Below are 23703 nucleotides of genomic sequence, written 5' to 3'. Positions count from 1 at the left end.
GGGTCGTACATGCGTCCTCCCCGATTCAGATCCAGGTCCGACGACCCGGCCTCGGCCCCTTCAGCACGATGGATCCCATGAACACCGACACCCGCGGAATCCGCCCCCGTGACATCGTCCTGAGTTTCTTGACCCTCGGCCTACTGGCCGGCATCTACTTCGGTGGTACCGCGGTCTGGCAGAAGTACCGCGGACCGAGTCAGGCCACCGCGGCCGACTGCCGCACCGCCCAGCAACTGGTCGACACCGTGCAGCACCTGCCGAAGGGCAAGACCGCGCTGGAGTCCAGTTACGCCCAGGAGCGCAAGACCTGGAACACCATCAGCGACGGCTACCTCCAGACCCCGATCTCGGGGTACATGAGCTTGGCCTACGCGGTGGCCGGAAACGATACCGAAAAGCTCGCGTTCTACAACGATCCGGCCGACCCCTGGGGCAAGGACGACTGGGACAAGCTGATCAACACCGCCAATTCGCACTGCAAGAGCCACAAGCTCACCATTCCCACGTTCAACCTCACGGCCACCCGGTGACCGCCGCCCTCCAAGGCATCGACCTGGTGAAGGCCTACGGCCACGGGCAGACCGCGGTCCGGGCCCTGAACGGGGTGTCGGTGACCTTCAGAGCCAGTGAGTTCACGGCGATCATGGGGCCTTCCGGCTCGGGCAAGTCCACGCTGATGCACTGCCTGGCCGGGCTCGACGCGGTCACGGACGGACGGGTGCTGGTCGGGGACACCGACATCACCCGGCTCTCCGACCGGGCCCTGACCCGTCTGCGGCGCGACCGCATCGGATTCGTGTTCCAGTCTTTCAACCTGCTGCCCCAGCTGAGCGCGGCGAAGAACATCACGCTGCCGCTGAGACTGGCCGGCCGCACCCCCGATCCCCGCCTGCTCGACCACCTGGTCGGCTCGCTGGGACTTTCGGAGCGGTTGCGGCATCTGCCGTCGGAACTGTCCGGCGGCCAGCAGCAGCGGGTGTCCATTGCCCGGGCCCTGATCTCAGAGCCTCAGGTAGTTTTCGCCGACGAGCCGACCGGGAACCTGGATTCACGTTCCAGTAAAGAGGTTCTCGCCCTGCTGCGGGGTATCACCGCCGATCTCGGGCCGACCGTGGTGATGGTGACGCACGACCCCCGGGCGGCCGAGCACGCGGACCGCGTGATCGAACTGAGCGATGGGCAGGTCGTGGCGTGAACCTCACCGTGCTGAGCACCCAGCTGGAAGGCGTGCGGCTTCGGCCCGGCCGCGGTCTGATGACCGGGTTATCAATCCTACTGGCCTCTTTCATCGTCTTCTCCACCGTGCTCGCCTATCAGGTGACCACTCAGACCTTCCTCAACTCGTTCAGTGCCACGGCCCCCGGCACCTCCCTGGTCGCCGAGGCCGGTACACCCGCCACCTTCAGCCGCGCACAGCTCGAGAAGGCCAGAGCGACGGACGGTGTGGTCGCCGCAAGCGCCCGGCTGTCGGCTTCGTTCGAAGTTGCCGGGGTGGCCGGGCGCCGTCTGGAGGTGGAGGCCGATCCCGGGTCGGGCCCGCTGGCGACGCAGAAACTGACGCGGGGCCAATACCCCGATGGTCCACGCCAGATCGCCTTGGGTGAGGCCACGGCCAAGGCCTGGTCGATCGAGCCGGGTGCGCAGATCCAGCTGATTCTCCTCGGCGGCGAGTCGGGGACCGAGAAGACAATTCTGCGGGTGACCGTGACCGGGCTGGTGGATTCGGACGTCACCGGAATGGCCTTCGCGCCGGACACCATCGTCTCGCAGCTAGGTGAGCAGGACTTCTCCCGGATCGACCTCGCGGCCGCGCCGGGCACCACGCGGTCCGTCGCCGAGATCCTCGGCGACGCCAGGATCCGCACCGGTGACGAGGTCCGCACGGCCGAGGCGAAGGAAGCGGTGCGGCAGTTCGACCAGGTCTTCACGGCGATCTCAGTGTTCGTGCTGATCGCCGTGATCGCGGCGATGCTCGTGGCCACCTCGACCTTCCGGATCGTGTTCGCGCAGCGCCTGAAGCAGCTCGCCCTGCTGCGCACAATCGGCGGGCAGCAGGGTCAGATCGGCGTGGCACTGACCATCGAGGGTGCGCTGACCGGTCTGGTTGCCGGGGTTCTCGGTGTGGCGGCGGCTTTCGGCGCGGTCCAGCTGGCGGTGGCGCTGTCGGGAGCTTGGGGGCGTTCGCTCGCTCCTTCGGGGTTCCCGCTCACGGCCGCTGTCGTCACCGTGCTGGGCGCGGGCCTGCTCACCGCGGGCGCCGTCGTGGCCCCCGCGCTGTCAGCGGCGGACGTCTCCCCCCTGCAGGCGCTGCGTAGCTCCGACACCACCCCGGCCCGCTCCGGAATCGGTTTGCTGCGGCTGCTTCTCGGTCTGCTGTTCACAGCCGGCGCGGTAGGTCTGGTCCACCAGGTGATCACGGCGCTGCCCGTGGCCGGGCAGGAGTACACCTCCCTGGACGCCAACCTGTTGCAGATCGTGGCCTCGGGAACCCTGGTGTTCCTGGCGATGATCGCGCTCGGCCCGCTGCTGGTGCACGCCCTGCTGTGGTGCCTGGCCCCGGCGCTGAGACTACTGGGCACCACCGGCGAACTGGCGATCGAGAGTCTGCGCCGCGCCTCGCGCCGCGCGGCGGTAGTGACCGTGGTGGTGGCGCTCGGCGTCACGCTGGTCACGGGCACGGTGGTGACCGCGGCCTCGGCCCAGGCCGTGGTGGACAGCGGCCTGGCGATGGACTCCCCGGCGGACTTCGTGGTCGACGGGCGGGTGCCCGACGCGACGATACAGAAGCTGCGGATGCAATCCTCCCTGAGCGTCCTCAGCCCTTATCGCATCTTCCCGGTCGGCGATTACACCGCAACGGATCTCGACCTGGCCTCGCTGCCCGCGATGCAGGCCGTGAAACCCCCGCACGGCACCCTCGACGGCAGTCTGACCGGTCGGGCCGTGATCTCCGACCGAGTCTCCTACGAGATGGGTGTCACGGTCGGCGACCAGATCCGGCTCGGGAAGGGCGAATCCCTCACCGTCAAGGCGGTCCTGAGCGGGAACGGGCCGCTGGAGGCGGATCTGGTCGTCACCTCGTCGGAACTGACCGCGCTGGGTGCGCCGACCCGGAACACCGGCGTGGTGATCGATGCCCCCGCATCAGCCGAGCCCCGGATCCGCAGTCTGCTCGGGCCGAAGGTGAGCACCGGTCTGTCGTCGCTGCGGACGGAGGGCGACTCGGTCCGCTCAGCCGTGGCCAAGCTGTTCGCGGCGGCACTGGGACTGGTCGGGCTGACCGTCCTGATCGCCCTGATCGGGGTCGGCACCACGATGTCGCTGACGGTCATGGAACGCATCCGCGAGTTCGGCCTGCTGCGGGCTCTGGGCCTGACCCGGCCGGGTCTGCGTGGACTGATCGGCACCGAGTCCTGCCTGTACGGCATGCTCGGTACCGTGCTGGGGCTGGCTCTGGGCATCCCCTACGCCTGGCTGTCGCTGCTGGCCCTGAATCTGAACGCCCCGCTGGAACTGCCGGTACTCCAACTGGTCGCGATGGTCCTGCTGCTCCTCCTCGTCACCCCGCTGGCCGGCCTGCTACCGTCGCGCCGGGCAGCCCGGGTGAGCCCGATCGCGGCTCTGGGCGCGGGAGGCTGAGGGCATGCCTGGCGATGTCAGGGAGAGCATCCGCCGGTTCCGCGACGACCTCGGGCACTGGCCCGGCACGGTGGTCGATCTGACCATTGCCATGATCGTGGCCACCGCCGCGAGCAATGACAGCCGGGAGTGGCTGCCCGGGGTCCTGACCGGTGTGGCCATGGCCGTGGCCCTGGTCTGGCGGCGCCACCGGCCGGTCGGGGTGTTCGCGGTGGTCAGTCTGCTCGGGGTGCTCGAGGTGCTGTTCAGTCCCGAGATGCCGCTCGCGCACGACGTGGCGGTCGCCGTGGCCATGGTGACGGTGGTCTATCACGCGCCCCGGCTGCGGCACGCCTACCTCGCCGGGCTCCTCTGGCTCCTGGGGCTGGCGGCGCTGACCGTTCGTTCGGCCTGGCCGTTGACCACGGTCCGGCCCGACGGCCCGGAGATCGCCTACTCGATCGCCGTGCTCGGTCTGTTCACGGCCGTCTGGCTCACCCCTTACGTACTGCGCACCCGCCGCCTGCTGGTGAGTTCGCTGCAGGAGCGGGCCTTGACCGCCGAGCGAGAGCGCGAGCACCTGAACGAGATCGCCTTGGCCGACGAGCGGGCCGCCATCGCCCGCGAGCTACACGATGTGGTGGCCCACAGCCTGGCCGTGATGATCGTGCAGGCCGACGGGGCCGGGTACGCCCTGCGCAGTAGCCCGGACAAGGCCGAGGCCTCGCTCCGCACCATTGCCGCAGTCGGCCGCGAGGCCCTCGACGACATGCACCGCATCGTCGACGTGCTGCGGGGCAGCGGGAAGGAGCAGGACGACGACCGGCGCCGGGTGAGCCTGGAACGGCTCGGACCGCTCACCGACCAGGCCCGTCAGGCAGGCCTGGAGGTCGACCTGGCCATGACGTCCCCGATGGTCGAACTGACCGAGGGAGAGCAGCTCACGATCGTACGGATCGTGCAGGAGGGGCTTACCAACGTATTGCGGCACGCCGGCCCGGGTACGCGGGTGCGGGTGTCGGTGACGTTCGGCGACGACGGTGCAGTGGTCGAGCTGACCGACAACGGCGGACGTGTCGGTACACCACGGGTGGACACCGGGCGGTCGGGCACGGGTCTGGCCGGCATGCAGGAGCGGATCGCCTCGCACGGCGGTAGTTTCGAGGCCGGTCCGCACGCGGGCGTGGGCTGGCGGGTCACGGCGCGGATGCCGGTGAGAGGATTACTGAGCTGATGATCAAGGTGGCAGTGGTGGACGACCAGCCTCTGATCCGTGCGGGTTTCGTGATGCTGCTGGAGGCGCAGCCCGATATCAACGTGGTCGGTGAGGCTTCCGACGGCGCCCTGGCCCTGCGGCTACTGAAGTCCGTGCCGGCCGATGTGGTGGTCATGGACATCCGGATGCCCGTGATGGACGGTGTCGAGGCCACCCACGCGATCTGCGCCGACCCCGACGGGCCGAAGGTTCTGGTGCTGACCACGTTCGACACCGACGAGGACGCGTTCGCCGCCCTCCAGGCCGGCGCCAGCGGATTCCTGCTCAAAACCGTTCCCCCGGAAGAACTCCTCAGCGCCATCCGGGTGGTCGCGGCGGGTGAGTCGGTGGTGGCCCCGCGGGTGACCCGGGTGCTGCTCGACCGCTTCGCCGGCCGCCTCGACCCCGCCCACGACGCCGTGGACCCCCAGGGCCGCCTCGACGTGCTCACCGACCGCGAGCGCGAGGTGCTGCGGCTGGTCGGGCTGGGCCTGTCGAACACCGAGATCGCCCGGGACCTCCACGTGGCCGAGGCGACGGTGAAGACCCACTTCGGCCGCATCCTGATGAAGCTGGAACTACGCGACCGGGTGCACGCGGTGGTGCTGACCTACGAGATCGGCCTGGTCAAGCCCGGCGAGCGAACCCCCTGACCCCCCCCAAAAAACCTTCCGTGATCATGCAGAACCTCCCCAGCGTTCTAGAACTGTGAAGCTGAGAGTTCTAGAACTCCGGGGAGGTTCTGCATGATCACGGAAGGAGTTGTTCTAGTTCATCAGGCCCTCGTCCTGGCCGGAGGTGCCGTCCTTCTGCTCCGCCTGCGGGTCGTTCGAGATCGAGCCGCCCGTCAGTTCCTCGTCGGACTTCTGCGACGGGTATCCGGCGAAGCCCTCACGGGGGTCCGGGGCGTTCTGCGGGTCGCCGCCGCGCCGGACGTCGTCGTGGGCCGACGCGGCCTGGTCCTGCTCGCCCGCGTTCACGCCCTGCCCCTCGACGAGGTTCGAGGCAGTTGCGGCGGCCTTGTTCACTGGGTCGGTCATGGTCCGACCCTGACACCGCCGCGAGGTTCCCGCACCCGCACCCCACCTCCGGGGGGGGGTGGGGAGCCACGGACCTCCCGCTGCACCCGGCATCGACTACCTCCAGGTACCCCGCGAGAGTGGGCCGGTGGACGCGAGCACGGTGCCCCGGACAGCCGAGAACAACAACGAAAACATTGACTTGTCAGTACTTCCCGAGCTGCGATCAGCCTGGTGGGAACACGGCGTGAAACTCCGCGTGCAGACGCCGGTGGCCGGGGTCTTCGCCGAGCTCCCGTACCTGGCTGTGCACGCCGTGTCGGTGGCCTGGCGCGCCGACCGTCTCCGCACGCTTCTCGTGGGGCTGGCGACCCTGGGCGGCGGAGTCATGTCGACGTTCGGGCTCCTGTCCACCCAGCGGGTCCTGGTGGAGCTGTTCGGCAACGGCCCCACCCCCGACCGGGTCCGGGCAGCGTTTCCCGCCCTGCTCGTGCTGGCCGGGGTGGCTGCGATCCGTGGCTCCCTCGCGATCGTGGTGGGGCACGCCCAGACCGGGCTGAGTCCGCGGGTGAGGCAGGCAGCGGAGCGCAGGTTCTTCGAAGCCACCACAGCGGTACGGCTGGAGGCGTTCGACGCCGACACCTTCTCCGACGACATGGAACGGGCCAGCCGCGGCGGTGACCACATGAACGACCTGGTCCGTTCCACCGCCGACGCTCTTGCCGGCCTGGTGAACCTGCTCGCGGTGGCGGTGGCCCTGCTGGTTCTCAACCCGTTGTTACTGCTGGCACTTGTCGTCGCGACCCTGCCGAGGAGCTACGCCGCGCTGCGCACGGGCCACCTGCAGTACGCCAGCTATCTGGCGAGTTCCGTCCGCCGCCGCCGTCTGTGGGTTCTCCAGCGTCAGATGGCCGAGCGGGCTTCCGCCCCGGAGCTACGGTCTTACGGCCTGCGGGGTTTCCTTCTCGGGCAGTACGACATGGTCATGAAGGCGCAGACGACCGAAGAACTCCGCCTGGCCCGCCGGGTCACGGCGACCACCGCGGTCGGGGCTGTGCTCGGCGGGATCGGCCTGACCGGTGTGTGGGCGTTGCTGGGTCTGCTCCTGGCCTCAGACCGCATCCCCCTCTCGGCCGCGGTCACCTGCGTGGTCGCGGTCCAAGCCGCCCAGGCCGGTCTGTCCTCCGTCACGTTCCAGCTCGAGAACGTCTTCGAGAGTGGTCAGTACGTTCGCGAGCACATCGCCTTCCTGGAGCGCACCCGCGACTTCACTCCCGAGGTCGACGAAGGCCTGGCCCGTCCGGCCGCGCTGCACCACCTGGAACTGCGGGGCATCAACCTCCAGTATCCCGAGCGCCCCGCCCCCGCCGTGGACAACGTCTCACTCATCATCACCGCCGGGCAGACCATCGCACTCGTCGGGGAGAACGGCTCGGGTAAGTCCACCCTGGCAGCCATGATCGCCGGGCTGCGTCAGCCCACCGACGGTGCGCTGCTGTGGAACGACCGGCCCTACGAGGAATGGGATCGCGCTGCCCTGACCGGCCGGATCTGTGTGGTGCTGCAGGACCATCACCAGTGGCCGTACTCGGCCGCTACCAACATCGCGATGGGCGATCTGGCCACCACCGCCGATCAGGCGAAGATCGAGCTGGCGGCGCACCGTGCGGTGGCCCACGAAATGATCATCGAACTACCGCACGGCTACCAGACACTGCTCGACCGTACTTTCAAAGAGGGGCAAGACCTTTCGGGAGGTCAATGGCAGCGCATCACCGCGGCCCGAGGGTTCTACCGCGACGCAGATCTGCTGATCATGGACGAGCCGTCGTCGGCGCTCGACCCGCGTGCGGAAGATGCCCTGTTCCAGGACCTGCGGGCACGTCAGGGCGTGCGCACCACGATCCTCATCACGCATCGCCTGGCCAACGTCGTACATGCCGACCGCATCTTCGTGATGCACGAGGGCCTGGTCGTCGAGACAGGTTCGCACGCCGAGCTCCTGGCCGGCGGCGGGCGCTACGCGGAGCTGTTCAATCTCCAGGCCGCCGGCTACGGCAAATGATCAGGGCTGGTGCCCGGCGTACTCCGACTCAGGGATCAGCTCCCGGGCGAACGGTGCGCGCAGGGTGGGCACCAGGTGCCGGTAGTTCCACGCCAGGGCCATGAGCGCGACCACCGCGTAGACGATGCTGAGCACGATCCGCCCGTGGGTACCGGTGACCGGGAACTGCACCAGGAAGAGCGCGAGCAGGATCCAGGCCGACCAGCGGTGGAAGTGCAGGCCGAGGATCAGCGCGATGCCGAGCATGGTCTGCGTGGCGGTCAGCAGCACCTCTTCCACCTGGCGGCCGTCCAGCGGCAGCGCCGGGGAGCCGCCGCCCGCCCAGTAGGCCATCGGCAGCGAACCCACCAGCAGCGTCCACTGATTGACCTTCGCCGAGATCAGGGTGCCGATCGCGGCCGTGGCATTGCCGCGGGCCGCGAACATGATGGCGATGATGAATTCCGGGGCCTCCGAGGCGAGCGGGGCCACCCACTGCACCAGCAGGAACTCGTCTACCCCAAGGTCTTTCCCGCCCTCGACCAGACTGTGGGCGAACGGCTCGGCGGCGATCAGCACCACGGCGGCGGCGAACACGAAGAGCCCGATCAGGGTGCGGCGGCGCGCGGTCTGCGGCAGCGTGCCGATCGCGGCCGACGCGCCACGCAGCTTCGGCTCCTCGACGGCGCCGCGGCTGAGCCGGTAGGCGTAGTAACCGAACCAGATGAACAGCACGCCGCCCATCCAGACGTGGATCTGCCCGGTCAGCGGCATGATGAAGGCGAAGATCCCGGCCAGCAGCAGGAATCCGATCTCCAGCCGGTTGCCGGCGTCCAGCGGCAGCACGTGGCCGCGCCGCTGGTGCACGCGCTTGAGGCCCCAGAGCCCGACCAGCACCACCACCGGCCAGCCCAGGCCGAGCAGCAGCCGGTTGGAACCGGTCATGTTGGCGGCGGCGTACTGCACATACTCCGGATCGCTGCCGGCCGTGTACGCGTAGTACAGGTCGACGGCGTACTCGGGCAGCACCGCGATCAGCGCCAGGATGGCGATCGCCAGGCCCCCGGAGATGTCGACCTGAGCCGCCTCCGCCGCCCAGGCCAGGACGAACGAGGCCGCGAAGACCGCTCCTCCGTAGACGATCATCGCGACCACCGGCTCGACGTGGAGACCGGACAGGCGGATCACCACCGCGGGGGCGGCGAGCAGCACACACAGCCCGATCGATCGGATCAGGATGCGGGTACGGTCATGGGGCGAGAGTTCGACGGCGGACGTGGTCGTCACGACGGCACGGCTCCCTGGGTCGGTGTCCGGACGGGGTCACGGGCTGCTCGACGCGTGCAGCCGGCGCGCGTCCGTTCAGCGCCCATCCTGATACCTCGTCCGGCTCCCCGCCCGTCCGAATGCCCTGCCTCAGCCCTTGACGGTGTGCCGGTACATGTGTCGGTACAGGTCACGCAGCAGCGCGACCTCGGACAGGTGATGGATCAGCTCGCGGTGGATGTGCAGCACCAGTTCGGCCATCGGGGCCTGCGGGTATGGCTCCGCCTCGCCCACCGGCACCAGCAGACCCTTCGTGCCGACCTCTCGCAGGCCCTCCGACCAGACGTCGAGCTGCTCCTGGAGCTGGGTCCGGGCGGTGGCCGCGTCACCGGCGTAGTCCCAGGTGAAATAGTCCGCGGCGGGCGCTCCGAAGTGCGCGGCGTTGCGGGCCGCCAGCACGCCGACGATGACGTGCCCCAGTCGCCAGGCAATGGTGGTGAACGGGGCCGGATCGGGCTCGGGATGGGCGAAGTCGATGGTGAAATGGCCGGAGCCACCCTGCACCGGTGCGGACGAGGTGCCGCGGGGCCGCACGTTCCAGGCGTCCGGCACCGGCGACCAGAAGTACTCGTCGTCGGTCAGGCCCTCCAGCCGGGGCCGTAGCTGCTGATTCCAGTGGAATTCCCACTGCTCGCGCAGGAGGTGGTTCCAGTCCGGGTTCTCTGCGTCCATACGGCCAGCCTGGCACCGATACCGGAAGCTCTGCTTCCGCTTTCACCGGAGCGCGGGGGTGACTTCGGCGCACCCGAAGGGTGAGGGACCGCGTCCACCATGAACGCACGAGATCCGGCCCGGCCCCTGCAACGGGACCGGACCGGATCTTCTCGAAAAGCTGCCGTCAGGCAGCGACTATCGCCTACTTGTAGGTGATGTCCGAGGACGTGTACTTGCAGTAGGTGCCGTCGGCGCCGGAACCGGTCTTGGTCGGCTCCTTGCCGCTGCTGTTACCCGTGAAGCGGTCACAGATCGAGATCTTCTTGTTGGCGTCGTAGAGACGCACCCACTTGAAGGTCGCCGTGTCCTTGTAGTTCGTGTTGATGCCGGCGAGCGACTTGCCCGGCTCCACGATCATGACGTTGTAGAACGCCACCGAGCGCTGGTACTGCGTCGAGCAGTTACCGCACGAGCGGTACAGCTTGCCGAAGTCCTGCGCCACGAAGTTCTGGATGACCGTCTTGCCGGGGCCGTTCTGCTGGAAGATCTTGTCGCTGGCCTTCTTCGCGCCACCACCGTCGATCGTCATGACCTGACCGGAGACCTTGCCCTTCTGGGTGGCGGCGTCCTCGCCCACGTCCTCCCACCAGACGTTCTGGATGGTGCAGGTGCCCAGGCAGTGGATGCCGTCGCCGGCCTTCGCGCCGATGATCACGTTCTTGATGGTGCCGCCGTTGGCGACCGTGAACAGCGGGTCCTGACCCTCGTCCTGGGTACCGCCCCAGCCCTGGAAGCGCTTCATGCCACCGTCGTAGGTGCCGCTGATCGCCTTGGTCGCGGTGAGGTTGGTGGTACCCGTCGGCGTCGGCCAGGTCTTGCTCAGCGAGGTCGGGCCGGTCGGCGTCGAAACTGCGGCAACGCTAACGGAACTCGTCGAGGACGAGCTGCTGTTGGCAGCCGATGCGACGGTGCCCGCGGCCGCGGCCAGGGCGATACCGGCAACCAGACCGGTCCAGAGACGGCGCTTGCCACTGAACATGCGCGACATGCGGCCACGGGTGAGACCGCTACCGGTCTTCCCGTGATTCGTGCGATGCGACTGCATGGCTCCCTTTCCTGGGCAGACGGGTGATGCGTCCGAGGCATCGAAGGAGTGTCCGCGCGGGGCCGGTGAGTCATCAGGACTGCCCTGAACAGGCCTGAATCGTGTTCCTGAGAACCTGCCCTGAACAGGTCCTGGGAACCGCCGTACTCACCGGCGCCCCGCGCTTCTGACGTCCCCTTAGTCAGTCGGCGGGGCCGAAAGGTTGCCCCTCGCCGGGAATTATTTTCGGCCGGGCTCCGAACATGGCCTTGACCTGCAACAACAAGAATTGAGGACGAGGTGGCACAGCGCGTGGATCATGGAGACAAACGGGGTGTCCGCTTCGGGGCGATTGGCTACGGGCCCGGCACGCGGTCCACTGAGAGTGCGGCCAGAACCGCCGCGGTGCGGCTCCCTACCTCTGGAGTTCGCTGCGGCTGGAAGGCATCGCGTCCAGCAGACATCCCTCCGTCGCGGCCGCGGTGCAGGTGCGCGCTCGGTTCGGGCCCCCGTGGGGGTGGCCCCCTCGGGGACCGGGCGCGCACCACCTCGCCTCAAATCTTGCCTAAATCCCTCTATTGACGGCCCTGTTCACCATGGCCGAGCCGAAAGCCGAACCGGCGCCGAACAGCACCCCGGCGGCGAAGGTGACGGCGGCCTTCGAGCTCCAGTCACCCAGCATCCGCCCGGGTACGCCCGGTCGTTCGCCCACCGGGTCGCGCGATCCGTCCGGCACGATCGTGAGCAGAGGCTGGTGTGCCGGCTTCGCGGGCGACGACTGCACCGGGATCCGGGTGCCGGGCACCGGCACCCGGCGAACCTGCCCGGCCGCCTTCAGCACCTTGCTCAGCGGTGGGCTCTTGCTCTCCCAGACCAGGACTTCCAGCCTCCCGAACTGCGCGAGCCGGGCGAAGCGCCCGTCCGACGACGCGACCACGAACCGTCTGCATCCCTTGCCTGCCCAGGCCTCGGCAACCTGCAGGAGCGCAATGTCGGCGGCGTCCCGCTCGTCACCCACCAGATGCAGATCGACGCCGAGGCGGATCAGCTCGGCCCGCCGGTCCAGCTCGATGCGCGAGGAGGCGCAGGCCGCCACCACTCTCTCCACCGGCTGCGCGGCCGCCATCAGAGCCGGCACCTTCGTGCGCACCGTCTGCAGTTTTGGCTGGGCCCCCAGACAGCTCTCGAGGTCGAGCAACAACACAGCTCCGTCGTATCCCGTCGATTTCCCCACGAACTGACGATGCCAGACCAAACCCCTCCAACAGAAAGTCCAGCCCCCATCGCCCCCACCAGCCACTGACAGCCCCGCCCAACCCTCGCGTCCCCGAAGAGGGGCAGCCGCACAACCACCCAACCTTCCGTGATCATGCAAAACTCCCCAGAGTTCTAGAACTCTCGCGATCACAGTTCTAGAACTGCGGGGAGGTTTTGCATGATCACGAACAAGGGGGTGGGGGGCTTGGCGTGCCGATGCTTGCTGCTTACGTGATGCTGGGCCGGTGCTTACCCGGTGGTCACGAGTTCGATCTGCAGTGACCCGGGCGGTGGCGGGTACCCGCGTGCTTCTGACCGGCACCGACATGGCCCTGCTGTCATCGGGTGCCGCGCTCTACGGGGCGCTGGCCGCGGTGCCCACCCTGCTCGTCGCCATCGCCTCGGCCGGGCTGCTGTTCGGCCGTGAGCTGATCGCCGAGCACGGTGCCGACCTGGCCTCGGCGATCCCGGCCGAGCAGGGCGCCGACCGCTGGGTGATAGGGCTGTTCAACGCCGGCCTGTCGCTGTCGGTGCCGTCCGTGCTGCTCGCCGTGTTCATGGCCTCGGCCTACGGGCGGGGACTGGGCAAGGCGCTGGCCCGGCTGATGCCGGCCGGGCACCGCTCCGCTCCCCCGCCCTCGATCCGGGCCCGGATTCTCACGCTGCCCCTGCTCGGCCTGGCCCCGCTCATGCTGCTGGCCCTGCTGGTGATCACGCCGACCGTGGAGAACCTGGAGACCGAGAACGGCCTGGTCGGTGTCGCCGTGGCCTCGTACCTCGGGCTCAACCTGGTCTGGGTGATCCTCTGGGCACCGCTGGCCTGGATGTTCCGCGTGGTGGCCCCCGGACGACCGAGCTGGCGGGCGGCCTGGATCTCCGCCGTGGTGACCGCGGCCTTCATCTCCGGCTTCCTCCAGGGCTTCACGCTGTTCCTGGCCCTGCCCGTCGATCTCGGCCGCCCCTTCGGCGGCCTGACCATCGTCGGGGTCACGACCGGCCTGCTGCTCTGGCTCTGGGTGCTGCACGCCGTGGTCTGCGTGGGCTACGCCCTGACCTGGTCGATTCACGCGATGCTCACCGAGTCGCCCTGATACGCGACTTGATATTGCAATACTGACGAGCCGACAGCAGTTTCGCGCGTATCAGGAGGCACGGATGCCCATCATCGGCCCCGCCCCGGAGTTCGACCCGGAGGTCAATGTGGCCTGGCAGCCGCTGGCCGCCACCCAGCCGGCCTCGGTCACCCCCGACCTGATCCCCTTCCTCCGGTCGCAGAGATCCCAGCTGAGCCCCATGACCGACGAAGACCTACGGTGTGAGGGGTTTTTCAGCGTCGAAGACCGCTCGGTGCCCGGTCCGGACGGGGCGCCGGAGATCTCGCTGCTGATCCTGCGCCCCACCGCCACGACAGCACCAACCGGGGCGCTCTACTGGATCCACGGTGGCGGCATGATCCTCGGCGACAACCGTGGCGGGATGGGCGAGGCGCTGATCGCGGCCCGGGAGTTCAACCTGGCCGTGGTTTCCGTCGAGTACCGGCTGGCCCCCGAGAACCCGCATCCGGCACCGGCCGAGGACTGTTATGCCGGGCTGGTCTGGACCACCGGGCACGCCGGTGAACTGGGCATCAACCCGGCCCGCATCATCTGTGCCGGGGGCAGCGCGGGCGGCGGCCTGGCCGCCGCGGTGACGCTGATGGCCCGCGACCGGGGCGGCCCCGCCCTGCTCGGCCAGATGCTGCTGTGCCCGATGCTCGACGACCGCAACGACTCGGTCTCCGCGCAGCAGATGAACGGCACCGGCAACTGGGACCGCATCAGCAACGAGACGGGCTGGGAGGCCCTTCTCGGCCCGGCCCACGGCGACCCGGACGTCTCTGCCTACGCGGCCCCGGCCCGGGCCACGGACCTGTCCGGCCTGCCCCCGACCTTCATCGACGTCGGCTCCGCGGAGACGTTCCGCGACGAGGATATTGCCTATGCCGGAGCCATCTGGGCCGCCGGCGGGAAGGCCGAACTGCACGTCTGGCCCGGCGGAATCCACGGATACGCAGTGCTGGCCCCGCAGGCCCGGATCTCGCAGGAGACGGTAGCGACCCGCCTGAACTGGCTGCGCCGTCTCCTCCACCCAGCAACGACACCTCTGCCGTGATCACGGTCGGGAGCCCCACTCCCCAGGTCGACCGTTACGCAATCAACCGCATTCATCACGGAAAGTGACTCCCACGGAGCACTTTGGGGCACCCGGTGAGCTACCCCCATGCCCTAGGCTCGTGGTGCGATGGCAGCCCTGAGAGCCGTGACCCGGACCCTGGCGACCTGGTGGAAGGCGGTTCGCGGGGCGAGCGCCGGCCGGGTCGTGTATGAGTGCGGCCTGGTGTTGCTCTGCAGCGCCGTCAACTTCAGTGCCGTCATCATCTGGAGCCCCGGCGAAACGCCGACCGCCGCCCAGGTGCTGGCGGCGATCGGTGCCGGACTGTCCTCCCTGATCCTGGTTCCGCTGCGGCTCACGCGCCCCGTCACCGCGTTGGTGCTGGGCTCACTCGCGAGCATCCCGGCCGGAGGCATCACGTTGCTCGTCGCCGTGCTGAGCGCCTCCACCGGCTACCGGGCCAAGAAACCCCTGGCCATCGTCGGGGGCTACCTGATCGCACTGGCTGCCAGCCTGGCCGGGATCCTGCTCCAGCCCGAGAACCAGGAACTCGGGCGGGGCGGAGCGGTACTCATCGCGGTCACCACGTTCGCCTCGTTCGCCGTGCTGCCGGGCGCGATCGCCGCGATGATCGCCCAGCGCCGTCTGCTGGTGATGACCATGCATCAGCGCAACCTCGAACTGCATCAGGAAAGACTGCTCGTGGCCGGGCAGGCCCAGGCCCGCGAGCGCAACCGGATCGCCGCCGAGCTGCACGACTCCCTCGGCCACCGCCTCACGCTGATCTCGCTGTACGCGGGTGGGCTGGCCCAGAGCGAAACCCAGAGCGCGACACCCACGCCGGCGAGCGGGCCGACGTCCTCAAGCACCCAAGCCGTCGGGCTCCTACGGGACACCTCGGCCCAGGCGATGGGTGAGCTGCGGCAGATTCTCAAGGTGCTGCACCAGGACGAGTCGGTCACCGGCAGCGCCCGCACGCTGGGTGAGGTCGAGCAGACGGTCACGGCCGCGCGGCAGACCGGTACCCCGATCGAGCTGGTGCGCGTGGGCGAACCCCGCCCGCTCACGCTGCTGGCCGAGCACGCGGCGTTCCGGGTGGTGCAGGAAGGGCTCACGAACGCCCTGAAACACGCCAGTGGGGCGGCAGTTCGGGTGGAGGTGCGGTACGAGGACGACGCGCTGTTCGTCGAGGTCCGCAATCTCGACGGGCGCCCACACGTCGGGCCGAGCAGCGGGCAGGGTTTGCTGGGGCTCGCCGAACGCGTTCGGCTGGCGGGTGGCGTGCTGTCCCACGGGCCGGTGGACGCCGGTGGTTTCCGTCTGGGGGCGATGCTCCCGTACGGGGCCGATGTACCGACGCCGGTCAGAACAGCCGAGACCGGTGACTTCCCGCAGGACATCCGGCGCAGCAGCCGGCGGCAGCGGATCGGCCTGGTCGCGGTGATCGCGGCGCTGGTGCTGTCGCTGGGCTCGTGCATCGGGGCGGTAGTGACGATTCCCGCGCCGATGCCGGTGGACATCGGTGTGTACCGGTCGATCCGGGTGGGTGACGACCAGGACCGGTTGCGTCATCTGCTGACCGACGACCAGAAGGTGTCGGCCCGGGTGACCGAGAACGGGGAGCGCTGCGAGACCTACGCGGGCGACATCTCCGAGCAACCGGACTACGAAGACTACGAGATCAACTACGAATTCTGTTATGAGGATGACGTTCTGGTGAGCAAGCAACGGGTACGCACGGAGGGAACCTGATGACGGACGCACCGGTACGGGTCTTGATCGCGGACGACGACGCCCTGGTGCGCGGCGGGATCCGGTTCGTGCTGTCGATGGTGGAGGGCATCGATGTCGCCTGGGAGGCCGGCGACGGCGCCGAGGCCGTCGAGAAGGCCCTCGAGCACCGGCCCGACGTGGTGCTCATGGATGTGCAGATGCCCGGCACCGACGGCCTGACCGCCCTGATCCGGCTGCGCGAGAGCTGGCCGGAGGCGGTGGTCATCATCCTGACCACGTTCGGCGAGAGCGACTACGTGACCCGGGCGCTGGCCGGTGGGGCGGCCGGGTTCCTGCTGAAAGACGCGGCGGCCGAGGACCTGGCCCGGGCCGTGCGGGCGGCGGCGAACGGGGACGCGTTCCTCTCCCCCGCGGTCACCCGTCAGCTGCTCGACGGCCTGAACGCACCCACGCCCGCCGCGTCGCCCCGAGCGTCGACCCAGGCCTCACCCGCGCCCGGGATCGAGCTGCCCGAGTTCGCCGAGAAGGGTCTGCGGGAGCTCAGCGCCCGCGAGCGCGAGGTGCTGGTGCTCGTGGCGCAGGGCCTCTCGAACGCCGCGATCAGCACGCAGCTGTGGATCAGCGAAGCCACGGTGAAGACCCACGTGAGCCGGGTGCTGACCAAGCTGGGGTGTGAGAACCGGGTGCAGGCAGCCCTAATCGCACATCGGCTGGGTGTGGTCCGGAACTAGGCCGACGCCGAGGGCGCTCAGCAGCCGGGCGCTGCGGTTTCCCTCCACACAGACCAGCCGCTCGAGCACCTGGCGGGTGTCCTGCGGCCAGTCGCCGAAGCTGGCCGGCGGGGGCAGGGCGTCGCGGCCCAGGTCGGTGACGGCCATCGTGTCGCGCACGTGGTCGTGGTCGAGCCCGGCGGCGGCCAGCGCCTGACCGCCGCCGTAGCGGTGTTGACCGCCCCCCACCAGGTGCGGGTACGCCAGGGCCACCTGGTGGGTGGTGAGCAGCGCCAGCAGCACGTCGTCGGAACTCAGCCGGCGGCCCTTCTCCCGGGCCAGCTCGGCGGCCTCCAGCCGGACCCATAACACCGGGTTCGCGGCCAGGTTCTGGTCGGCCAGGCTCAGCACGACCTTCCGCAGCCAGCGCACCACGCCCCGGCCCTGGGGCTCGTAGCGGACCCGGCCGATCAGGGCGTCGCGGGTCCGGTGCAGGGAGGCGGGCAGTCGCTCGTGGCGGGCCGGCACCCGTCCCTCGCGCAGGGCATCGCGCAGTTCGGCGATGTCGGCGCCGCACTCGGCGAGGATGCCCGTGGCCCGGCACTGCGAGTCCCCGAGCATCGCCAGCAGCACGTCGACCGGGCTGCGGTCGGCCCGGCCCGTCACCGAGGCGCTGTCCTGGGCACGGTCGAGGGCGGCCGCGGCAGCGGAGGAGAACTGCGTCGGCTCCACCGTGACGGCCAGCATCCGCCCGACGTCACCGGTTTCGTCCGCCTCCTGCTGGACGAGTCCGCGCAGCACCTGCTCGGTGATGTCGTAGGCGTCCAGCGCGTCGCGCACGGGTTGCCTGTGCATCATGCCGCGCAGCAGGTGGTGGGTGCCGACACTCTCGTCGGCGTGGATGAAGGCACGGGTCCAGATCTGGTTGAACTCGTCGCTGCCGGGGAAGGGTGCGCGGGCCGTCGTCGTCATGTCCTGATCCTGCTGCGGCAGCACCCGCGGACGCGTCGCCCATCCGTCTACACCGCCGTACGACGGAAGTCGTACCCGCGGGTCGGGGTGAAGGCGACCCGTCCGGCTGCCGATTGACCCGATCGTGGACGTTCACCTGTACACCTGGGTCATCACCGCGATCGTGCTGATCGCCGTGCTGGGCCTCGACGTGTTCGTCATCGGGCGCAACGTGCACGAACCGTCGATGCGCGAGGCCGGCATCGCCGTCACGGTGTTCGTGGCGCTGGCGGTGATCTTCGGCCTGGGTGTCTGGGCCACCGCCGGAAGCGCTTACGCGGGTGAGTTCTTCGCGGGCTGGCTGACCGAGTACAGCCTGTCGGTCGACAACCTGTTCATCTTCCTCATCATCATGGGGAAACTCGGCGTGCCCCGCCATCTCCAGCAGTACGCCCTGACCATCGGCATCATCCTGGCCCTGGTGTTCCGGGCGGTCTTCATCGCCGTGGGCGCGGCCGCGATCAGCCGGTTCTCGTGGGTCTTCTTCATCTTCGGCGCGTTCCTCGTCTACACCGCCGCCAAGCTGGTGGCCGACTACCGCAATCACGGTGACGAGGAGGACGAGGTCACCGAGAACGCCCTGATGCGCTTCGTCAACCGCCGCTTCCCCTCCACCGACGACTTCGAGGGCCGGGCCCTGACCGTGGTGCGGGACGGGAAACGGCTGATCACGCCCATGCTCTTCGTCATCATCGCCCTGGGCAGCACCGACCTGCTCTTCGCCCTCGACTCGATCCCCGCCATCTACGGCCTCACCCAGGAGCCGTACCTGGTCTTCACCGCCAATGTCTTCGCCCTGATGGGCCTGCGGCAGCTCTACTTCCTCATCGGAGGGCTGCTGCAGAGACTCATCTACCTGTCGCTGGGCCTGTCGTTCATCCTGGCCTTCATCGGTGTGAAGCTCGTGCTGCACGCGATGCACGAGTACCACTGGGCGGACTGGGCTCCCTTCGGCGGCGAGATCCCGATCTGGCTGTCCCTGACGGTCATCATCGGGACGCTGGTCGTGACCACGGTGGCCAGCCTGGCCGCGTCCGCCCGGAAACCCTAGTCTGCGCAGGTCAGGTCAGGTCAGGTCAGGTCAGCTGCAGCAACGCCTGCGCCATCGCCCGCTGGTGCTCGGTCAGGGGCGGCTCGGCCGTCTCCATGGCCCGGCGCAACGCGGAGTCCATGCCGGCGAGATCACCGCGCAGCAACAGGATGCGGGCCTTGCGGAAATGCGCCCACGCACTGTTCGGGGTGACCGCGAGCGCCTCGGCCATGTCGATGTCGGCCTCGTCGTGCCGCCCGCTCTGGGCCAGGGCCAGGGCCCGGGCCGATCGCGCATAGGCCGCGGAGAATTCGTCGATCGATCCGGCGATTGCCCGGTCGAGGTCTTTCACGGCAGTGACGCCTCCTCCGTTGTCGGCCAGCACCTGCCCTCGCGAGCTCAGGACCTGTTCCGATGTCGGATCCATCTCGAGAAGAGTAGTGAAGTCGCGAATAGCTGTAGCCGCATCCCCGGCGTACCAGGCGATCGTGGCCGAATTCATGAGGGATTCCAGATTTCTACCCGAAACGGGGTCATCCGTTCGCCGGGGTGCGAACCCGGCCCCGGCGGGTACGACAGCCCCCATCGGTGTGGCCAGCGTGGCCGCCATCGCCGACCTCATCGGCCTGGCCGGCCTCATCGAGGCGGCCGGCATCATCGGCGCGAGCGGTTCGCCCACGCCTTCCGTCATGGGGACTCCCGGCCGGGAAGGCACCACCGGGTCCAGCTCCACGGCCTGCCCGCGGGAATCCGGGCGCCGGGACGCCGAGTGGTCGAGGCCACCGGGAGTACCCACCTCGCCCGGATCTGCCGAGGCCTGGCCATCGATGTACGGCGAACCGGCCTCACCGGTCTCGGCCATCCAGAGCATCCAGTCCTGATGCTCCTCGCCCATGTCGGCGACGGCCACCTCGTCGATCGCGTCCGACAGCGCGTCGGCCGCCATCGCCCCGGCGAACCGCCGGCAGGGCAGCCCGTCGCGATAGATGACGATGCTGGGCAGGGCCTTCAGATGATGACGGGTGGAGAGCGCGCGTTCCTTCATCGCCTCGACCGTCCACACCGCGATCTCCGGCCGGCGTCTGACGAGGTCGTCGAGCTCAGGCTGGAACTGCCGGCAGGCGGGACTTTCGGCCATCCTGAAAACCACGACGTTCAGACCGGTGCCCAGCACCTGGTCATGGCGCTCGGCCGTCAAAGAATTCATCATGTCCGGATCACGATAAGCACAGGTGTGCCGGTTCACGAAAACACCGTGGTCTGCGCCGAACACCCGGGCGATTATTTCACCGGTCGTTACTCCCCGGGACTCATGACGTAACCGGCGTGATGCAGTTCCGCGTCGGCGAACTCCCCGAAAGCCCAGAATCCGGTGTCGTCGAGATGGACGACCCGTTCCCCCGGACCCGGTACCGCCCTTCCAGGCGTGACGCCGGCCCGCCCGGGTCTCGTCGTACCGGCCCCGCGCATCGAGTTCCTGATGCAGATGTCCGGTGCGGTCGACCCAGGCCCCCAGCCGCGCGTCCCCCTCCGGCCGCGGCTCCAGGAACACCTCGACTCCCCCACGGGTCACCACCACCCCTCCCACCGAGGCGATGCGCCCGTCGGTCATACCGCGACCCCAGGCACATCGCGTTCCCGGCACAGCGGGTGCGCCACTCCCACCCACCCATAAAGCAACTTTCGCCCAGTAGCTAAATAACCCTCAAGAAAAACCCTCCGCGCTAACCGAAAATCAAGGCAGTGCGAATCCCTTGCCCATAAAAATGCTTTCTTGCCAATAACTTTCATTCATCTGTACAGTTCCGAGCACCCTGACGCAAGGAATTACCTTCATGAAGAGCATCCATCGCCGGTCCACGGCGGCCGTGGCCGCCGCGGGCCTGCTCACGGCCGGCATCGCCGCGATGAGCGCGACCGCCGCCGAGGAGACCGGGAACGGCACCGACGAGACCGCGGCGACCACGACGTCCTCCCATTCCGCGATCTCACCGGTGGGGGTCGAAGGACGGGGTGCGCAGGTACCGTTCCAGGAGGTCGAGGCGGAGGACGCCGCGACCGACGGCACGATGATCGGCCCCGGCCGCACCTACGGCACGCTGCCCTCCGAGGCCTCCGGCCGCCGCGCGGTGACGCTCGACGCGGTGGGCGAGTACGTCGAGTTCACCCTGCCCGCCGACGCCAACTCGATGGTGCTGCGCTACAGCCTGCCCGACAACGCGGCGGGCACCGGCCGCGACACGAGCGTGGCGGTGGAGACCGACGGCGACCGGCTCACGGATCTCGGCCTGACCTCGCGGTACGGCTGGTTCTACGGCGCCTATCCGTTCACGAACACCCCGGGCGAGAACCCGCACCACTTCTACGACGAGGCCCGCACCCTCTTCGGCAAGACCCTCACCGCCGGCTCGAAGGTGCGTGTGAGCGTCACCTCGATCAGCGAATCCCCCACCTTCACGGTTGATCTGGCCGACTTCGAGATGGTGGACGAGGCGGGCGAGGCCCCGGCGGGCGCTCTCGACGTGGCCAGGGACTACGGCGCCGACGCCACCGGCCGCACCGACGCCACCGCCGCGATCCAGAAGGCGCTGTACGACGGGGCTTCCCAGGGGAAGTCGGTGTGGGTGCCCGAAGGCACGTTCAAGGTCACCGACCACCTGATCGTGGACGGGGTCACCGTGGCCGGAGCCGGCCCCTGGCACAGCGTGCTGACGGGCGACAATGTCGGCTTCTACGGCAGGTACGTCGTCGACGGCGGCCCCAGCCGGAACGTCACGGTGAAGAACCTCGCGATCATCGGCGAGACCACCGACCGCGACGACAGCGCGCCCCGGCAGGCGATCGGCGGCGCGATGAGCGACTCCGTCGTGGACAACGTCTGGATGCAGCACACCAAGGTCGGCGCCTGGATGGACGGCCCGATGGACAACTTCACGCTGCGCAACAGCCGGATCCTCGACACCACGGCCGACGGCGTGAACTTCCACCAGGGCGTGACCAACTCGAGGGTGCAGAACACGTTCGTGCGCAACACCGGTGACGACGGCCTGGCGATGTGGGCGCAGGACGACGACAACGCCGGAAACTCCTTCACCCAGAACACCGTGGTGGCACCGATTCTGGCGAACAACATCGCGATCTACGGCGGTCAGGACATCACCGTCACGAAGAACGTGGTGTCCGACACGGTGGTGAACGGCGGCGGCATCCACGTGGGCAACCGGTATCCCGGTGTGCAGGGAAAGACCGCGGTACAGGGCACGTTCGACCTCAGCGGCAACACCCTGATCCGGGCCGGGAACCTGGACAGCAACTGGAAGTTCGGGGTCGGGGCCCTCTGGTTCGACGGCCTGAACGAGGGCATCAGCGGTGCCCGGATCAAGGTCAGCGACACCACGATCCTCGACAGCTCCTACGCCGCGATCCATGTCGTCGAGGGCAGCGTGACCGGGGTGAGCTTCTCCGACGTGACCGTCGACGGCACGGGCTCCTTCGTCCTTCAGCTCCAGGCCCCCGGTTCAGCCACGTTCAAAGACGTGACCGCTACGAACGTCGGCGCCGCCCAGCCGGTCTACGACTGCGGGAGCGGTTTTACGGTCACCGACGAGGGTGGCAACTCCGGCTGGTCGACCAGTTCCTCCTCCTGCGGGAGTCTTTCCTAACCCCCCGAACGCGCACCCCCGGTCGGCCCTGACCCGAGCGGGGGTGCGCCCCTTTGCGCCGTACCACTTTCGTCGTACCGGCCCGGATGCGACCACTGGCCGACGCCCGGGACGGCCCCTCTCGTCGAGGATCGTCCGTATGACGACACAGGCGACGGACTACCCGGCCGACAAGGAACTGCGGCGGGCCCTGTCCCACGGCCACGCCCAGGGCGGGGGCATGAACGGGGTCGGCACCAACCATCTGCTGGCCGGTCTGGCCTCGCGCGAGCGGATCAAGGAGTTTCTCGCGCCGTACGACCTCACGCTGTGGCACGTGCGCCGGGCTGCCTGGTCGGACGACGACACACAGCCCGAGGCCGGCCGCCACGAGATGCCGGAGCTGGAGTATCTGGCCGGGAAGCCGGTGTACGTCAGTGACGCGGCGCGGGCCGCGCTGGAGCGCTGCCGTGAGCAGGCGTCCGTGAACACCGGAGCCGGCGAAACCACCGGGGCCACCCCGGTCGACCTGCTGCTGGCCCTGCTCGCCGACCGCGAGTGCCGCGCGGTCCAGGTGCTCACCGAGCTGGCTGTCGACATCGACCAGCTGGAGGCCGGCCTGCGCCGGGACGAGGTGCCCGGGCGGGACGACCCGATGCCGCCCGAACTGCGGCCCACCCGCGACGCCCTGGCCGGTCACCGTCGTTACGTACCGCGGGATCTGGGTAAGTTCTGGCTGTCACAGCTGGTGAAGGTGCTGCCGCAGAATTTCTCCGGACAGGCGGTGCTGTGGGTCCGGCTGGAGGCCGGCGACATCGCCGAGCGCCGGGACGGCGGGAAGGCCCGCACCGACGACGTGCTGCTCGCGCTCCTGACGACCTACACCGTGGCACAGGCCTATCCGCAGCTACTGCGGAACTCGACGGAGACGTTCGAGGGCGCCCGGGCCCTGGTGGCCGCCGGCCTGGATCACGATCGGGTGCGCACGGCCATGGCCAACAGCAGCCTGGGTGACGACATGGTGCCGCCGCGCCGGCTGCTGGGCCAGGACTGGCCGCGCGACACCTCCGAGCTGCTGGAACGCCTGATCAGCGAGCCCGCCAACCGCAGCGTGCGGCTGCTGCGGGTACTGGGTGTCGACCCGGATCAGCTCCGGGCCTCCTGAG

The 23703-nt window shown here is 68.9% G+C and carries 20 protein-coding genes; 13 read left to right on the top strand and 7 right to left on the bottom strand.

Features of this window, described 5'->3' with window-relative positions; all coding sequences use genetic code 11:
- Positions 1 to 77: 77 nt before the first annotated feature.
- From QSK05_RS16135 to QSK05_RS16115, 5 genes are read left to right on the top strand one after another with little or no spacing between them, the layout of a single operon-like run.
- Positions 78 to 533 (top strand): hypothetical protein, encoded by a 456-nt coding sequence (locus QSK05_RS16135; protein ID WP_285598037.1) that lies wholly within the window; start codon positions 78 to 80, stop codon positions 531 to 533.
- Positions 530 to 1198: an ABC transporter ATP-binding protein gene (locus QSK05_RS16130; RefSeq protein WP_285598036.1), complete on the top strand. Its 669-nt coding sequence runs from the start codon at positions 530 to 532 to the stop codon at positions 1196 to 1198. Before QSK05_RS16135 ends, QSK05_RS16130 begins: the two co-directional genes overlap by 4 nt.
- A complete protein-coding gene (locus QSK05_RS16125) occupies positions 1195 to 3642 on the top strand; it encodes an FtsX-like permease family protein (RefSeq protein WP_285598035.1) in 2448 nt (815 codons plus the stop codon). The genes QSK05_RS16130 and QSK05_RS16125 overlap by 4 nt, the downstream gene beginning before the upstream one ends.
- 4 nt (positions 3643 to 3646) lie before the next feature.
- The gene (locus tag QSK05_RS16120; protein WP_285598034.1) at positions 3647 to 4855 is read left to right on the top strand and encodes a sensor histidine kinase; all 1209 of its coding nucleotides are present in this window, start codon (positions 3647 to 3649) and stop codon (positions 4853 to 4855) included.
- On the top strand, positions 4855 to 5529 hold the full coding sequence (locus QSK05_RS16115) for a response regulator (RefSeq protein ID WP_285598033.1): 675 nt from the start codon (positions 4855 to 4857) through the stop codon (positions 5527 to 5529). Before QSK05_RS16120 ends, QSK05_RS16115 begins: the two co-directional genes overlap by 1 nt.
- A gap of 114 nt (positions 5530 to 5643) precedes the next feature.
- Here QSK05_RS16115 and QSK05_RS16110 read toward each other — a convergent pair whose 3' ends face one another.
- On the bottom strand, positions 5644 to 5916 hold the full coding sequence (locus tag QSK05_RS16110) for a hypothetical protein (protein WP_285598032.1): 273 nt from the start codon (positions 5914 to 5916) through the stop codon (positions 5644 to 5646).
- 91 nt (positions 5917 to 6007) lie between these two features.
- Here QSK05_RS16110 and QSK05_RS16105 point away from each other — a divergent pair, with 91 nt between their 5' ends.
- Positions 6008 to 7960, top strand: coding sequence for an ABC transporter ATP-binding protein (locus QSK05_RS16105; RefSeq protein ID WP_502879777.1), 1953 nt, complete (start codon positions 6008 to 6010; stop codon positions 7958 to 7960).
- On the opposite strand, the gene QSK05_RS16100 is transcribed toward QSK05_RS16105, so the two are convergent.
- The 4 genes from QSK05_RS16100 to QSK05_RS16085 all read right to left on the bottom strand — a co-directional run bounded on the left by QSK05_RS16100 (position 7961) and on the right by QSK05_RS16085 (position 12237).
- Positions 7961 to 9226 (bottom strand): calcium:cation antiporter family protein, encoded by a 1266-nt coding sequence (locus tag QSK05_RS16100; RefSeq protein ID WP_285598030.1) that lies wholly within the window; start codon positions 9224 to 9226, stop codon positions 7961 to 7963.
- A gap of 129 nt (positions 9227 to 9355) precedes the next feature.
- On the bottom strand, positions 9356 to 9937 hold the full coding sequence (locus QSK05_RS16095) for a DinB family protein (RefSeq protein ID WP_285598029.1): 582 nt from the start codon (positions 9935 to 9937) through the stop codon (positions 9356 to 9358).
- 184 nt (positions 9938 to 10121) lie between these two features.
- The gene (locus QSK05_RS16090) at positions 10122 to 11024 is read right to left on the bottom strand and encodes a pectate lyase (protein WP_285598028.1); all 903 of its coding nucleotides are present in this window, start codon (positions 11022 to 11024) and stop codon (positions 10122 to 10124) included.
- A 544-nt stretch (positions 11025 to 11568) separates the two neighbouring features.
- Positions 11569 to 12237, bottom strand: a complete 669-nt coding sequence (locus tag QSK05_RS16085; protein WP_285598027.1) for a hypothetical protein — start codon at positions 12235 to 12237, stop codon at positions 11569 to 11571.
- A gap of 328 nt (positions 12238 to 12565) precedes the next feature.
- Between QSK05_RS16085 and QSK05_RS16080 the strand changes: the two genes are divergently transcribed.
- The 4 genes from QSK05_RS16080 to QSK05_RS16065 all read left to right on the top strand — a co-directional run bounded on the left by QSK05_RS16080 (position 12566) and on the right by QSK05_RS16065 (position 16876).
- Entirely contained in the window at positions 12566 to 13351 is a 786-nt protein-coding gene (locus QSK05_RS16080; protein ID WP_285598026.1) for a YhjD/YihY/BrkB family envelope integrity protein, read from the top strand.
- A 64-nt stretch (positions 13352 to 13415) separates the two neighbouring features.
- Complete coding sequence (locus QSK05_RS16075) at positions 13416 to 14411, top strand: alpha/beta hydrolase (RefSeq protein WP_285598025.1); 996 nt, start codon at positions 13416 to 13418, stop codon at positions 14409 to 14411.
- 129 nt (positions 14412 to 14540) lie between these two features.
- Positions 14541 to 16163, top strand: a complete 1623-nt coding sequence (locus tag QSK05_RS16070; protein ID WP_285598024.1) for a sensor histidine kinase — start codon at positions 14541 to 14543, stop codon at positions 16161 to 16163.
- The gene (locus tag QSK05_RS16065) at positions 16163 to 16876 is read left to right on the top strand and encodes a response regulator (RefSeq protein ID WP_285598023.1); all 714 of its coding nucleotides are present in this window, start codon (positions 16163 to 16165) and stop codon (positions 16874 to 16876) included. Before QSK05_RS16070 ends, QSK05_RS16065 begins: the two co-directional genes overlap by 1 nt.
- On the opposite strand, the gene QSK05_RS16060 is transcribed toward QSK05_RS16065, so the two are convergent.
- Complete coding sequence (locus QSK05_RS16060; RefSeq protein ID WP_285598022.1) at positions 16841 to 17827, bottom strand: Clp protease N-terminal domain-containing protein; 987 nt, start codon at positions 17825 to 17827, stop codon at positions 16841 to 16843. The genes QSK05_RS16065 and QSK05_RS16060 overlap by 36 nt on opposite strands.
- Positions 17828 to 17951: 124 nt before the next feature.
- Between QSK05_RS16060 and QSK05_RS16055 the strand changes: the two genes are divergently transcribed.
- Complete coding sequence (locus QSK05_RS16055) at positions 17952 to 18917, top strand: TerC family protein (RefSeq protein ID WP_285598021.1); 966 nt, start codon at positions 17952 to 17954, stop codon at positions 18915 to 18917.
- A gap of 25 nt (positions 18918 to 18942) precedes the next feature.
- Here QSK05_RS16055 and QSK05_RS16050 read toward each other — a convergent pair whose 3' ends face one another.
- Entirely contained in the window at positions 18943 to 20508 is a 1566-nt protein-coding gene (locus QSK05_RS16050; RefSeq protein WP_285598020.1) for an Atu4866 domain-containing protein, read from the bottom strand.
- A 223-nt stretch (positions 20509 to 20731) separates the two neighbouring features.
- Here QSK05_RS16050 and QSK05_RS16045 point away from each other — a divergent pair, with 223 nt between their 5' ends.
- Positions 20732 to 22558: a glycosyl hydrolase family 28-related protein gene (locus QSK05_RS16045; protein WP_285598019.1), complete on the top strand. Its 1827-nt coding sequence runs from the start codon at positions 20732 to 20734 to the stop codon at positions 22556 to 22558.
- 139 nt (positions 22559 to 22697) lie between these two features.
- Positions 22698 to 23702 (top strand): Clp protease N-terminal domain-containing protein, encoded by a 1005-nt coding sequence (locus QSK05_RS16040; protein WP_285598018.1) that lies wholly within the window; start codon positions 22698 to 22700, stop codon positions 23700 to 23702.
- Position 23703: the final 1 nt, after the last annotated feature.

It is taken from the genome of Kineosporia sp. NBRC 101731 (assembly GCF_030269305.1).
Classification (GTDB): domain Bacteria; phylum Actinomycetota; class Actinomycetes; order Actinomycetales; family Kineosporiaceae; genus Kineosporia.
This window is presented reverse-complemented; position numbering and strand designations above follow the sequence as displayed.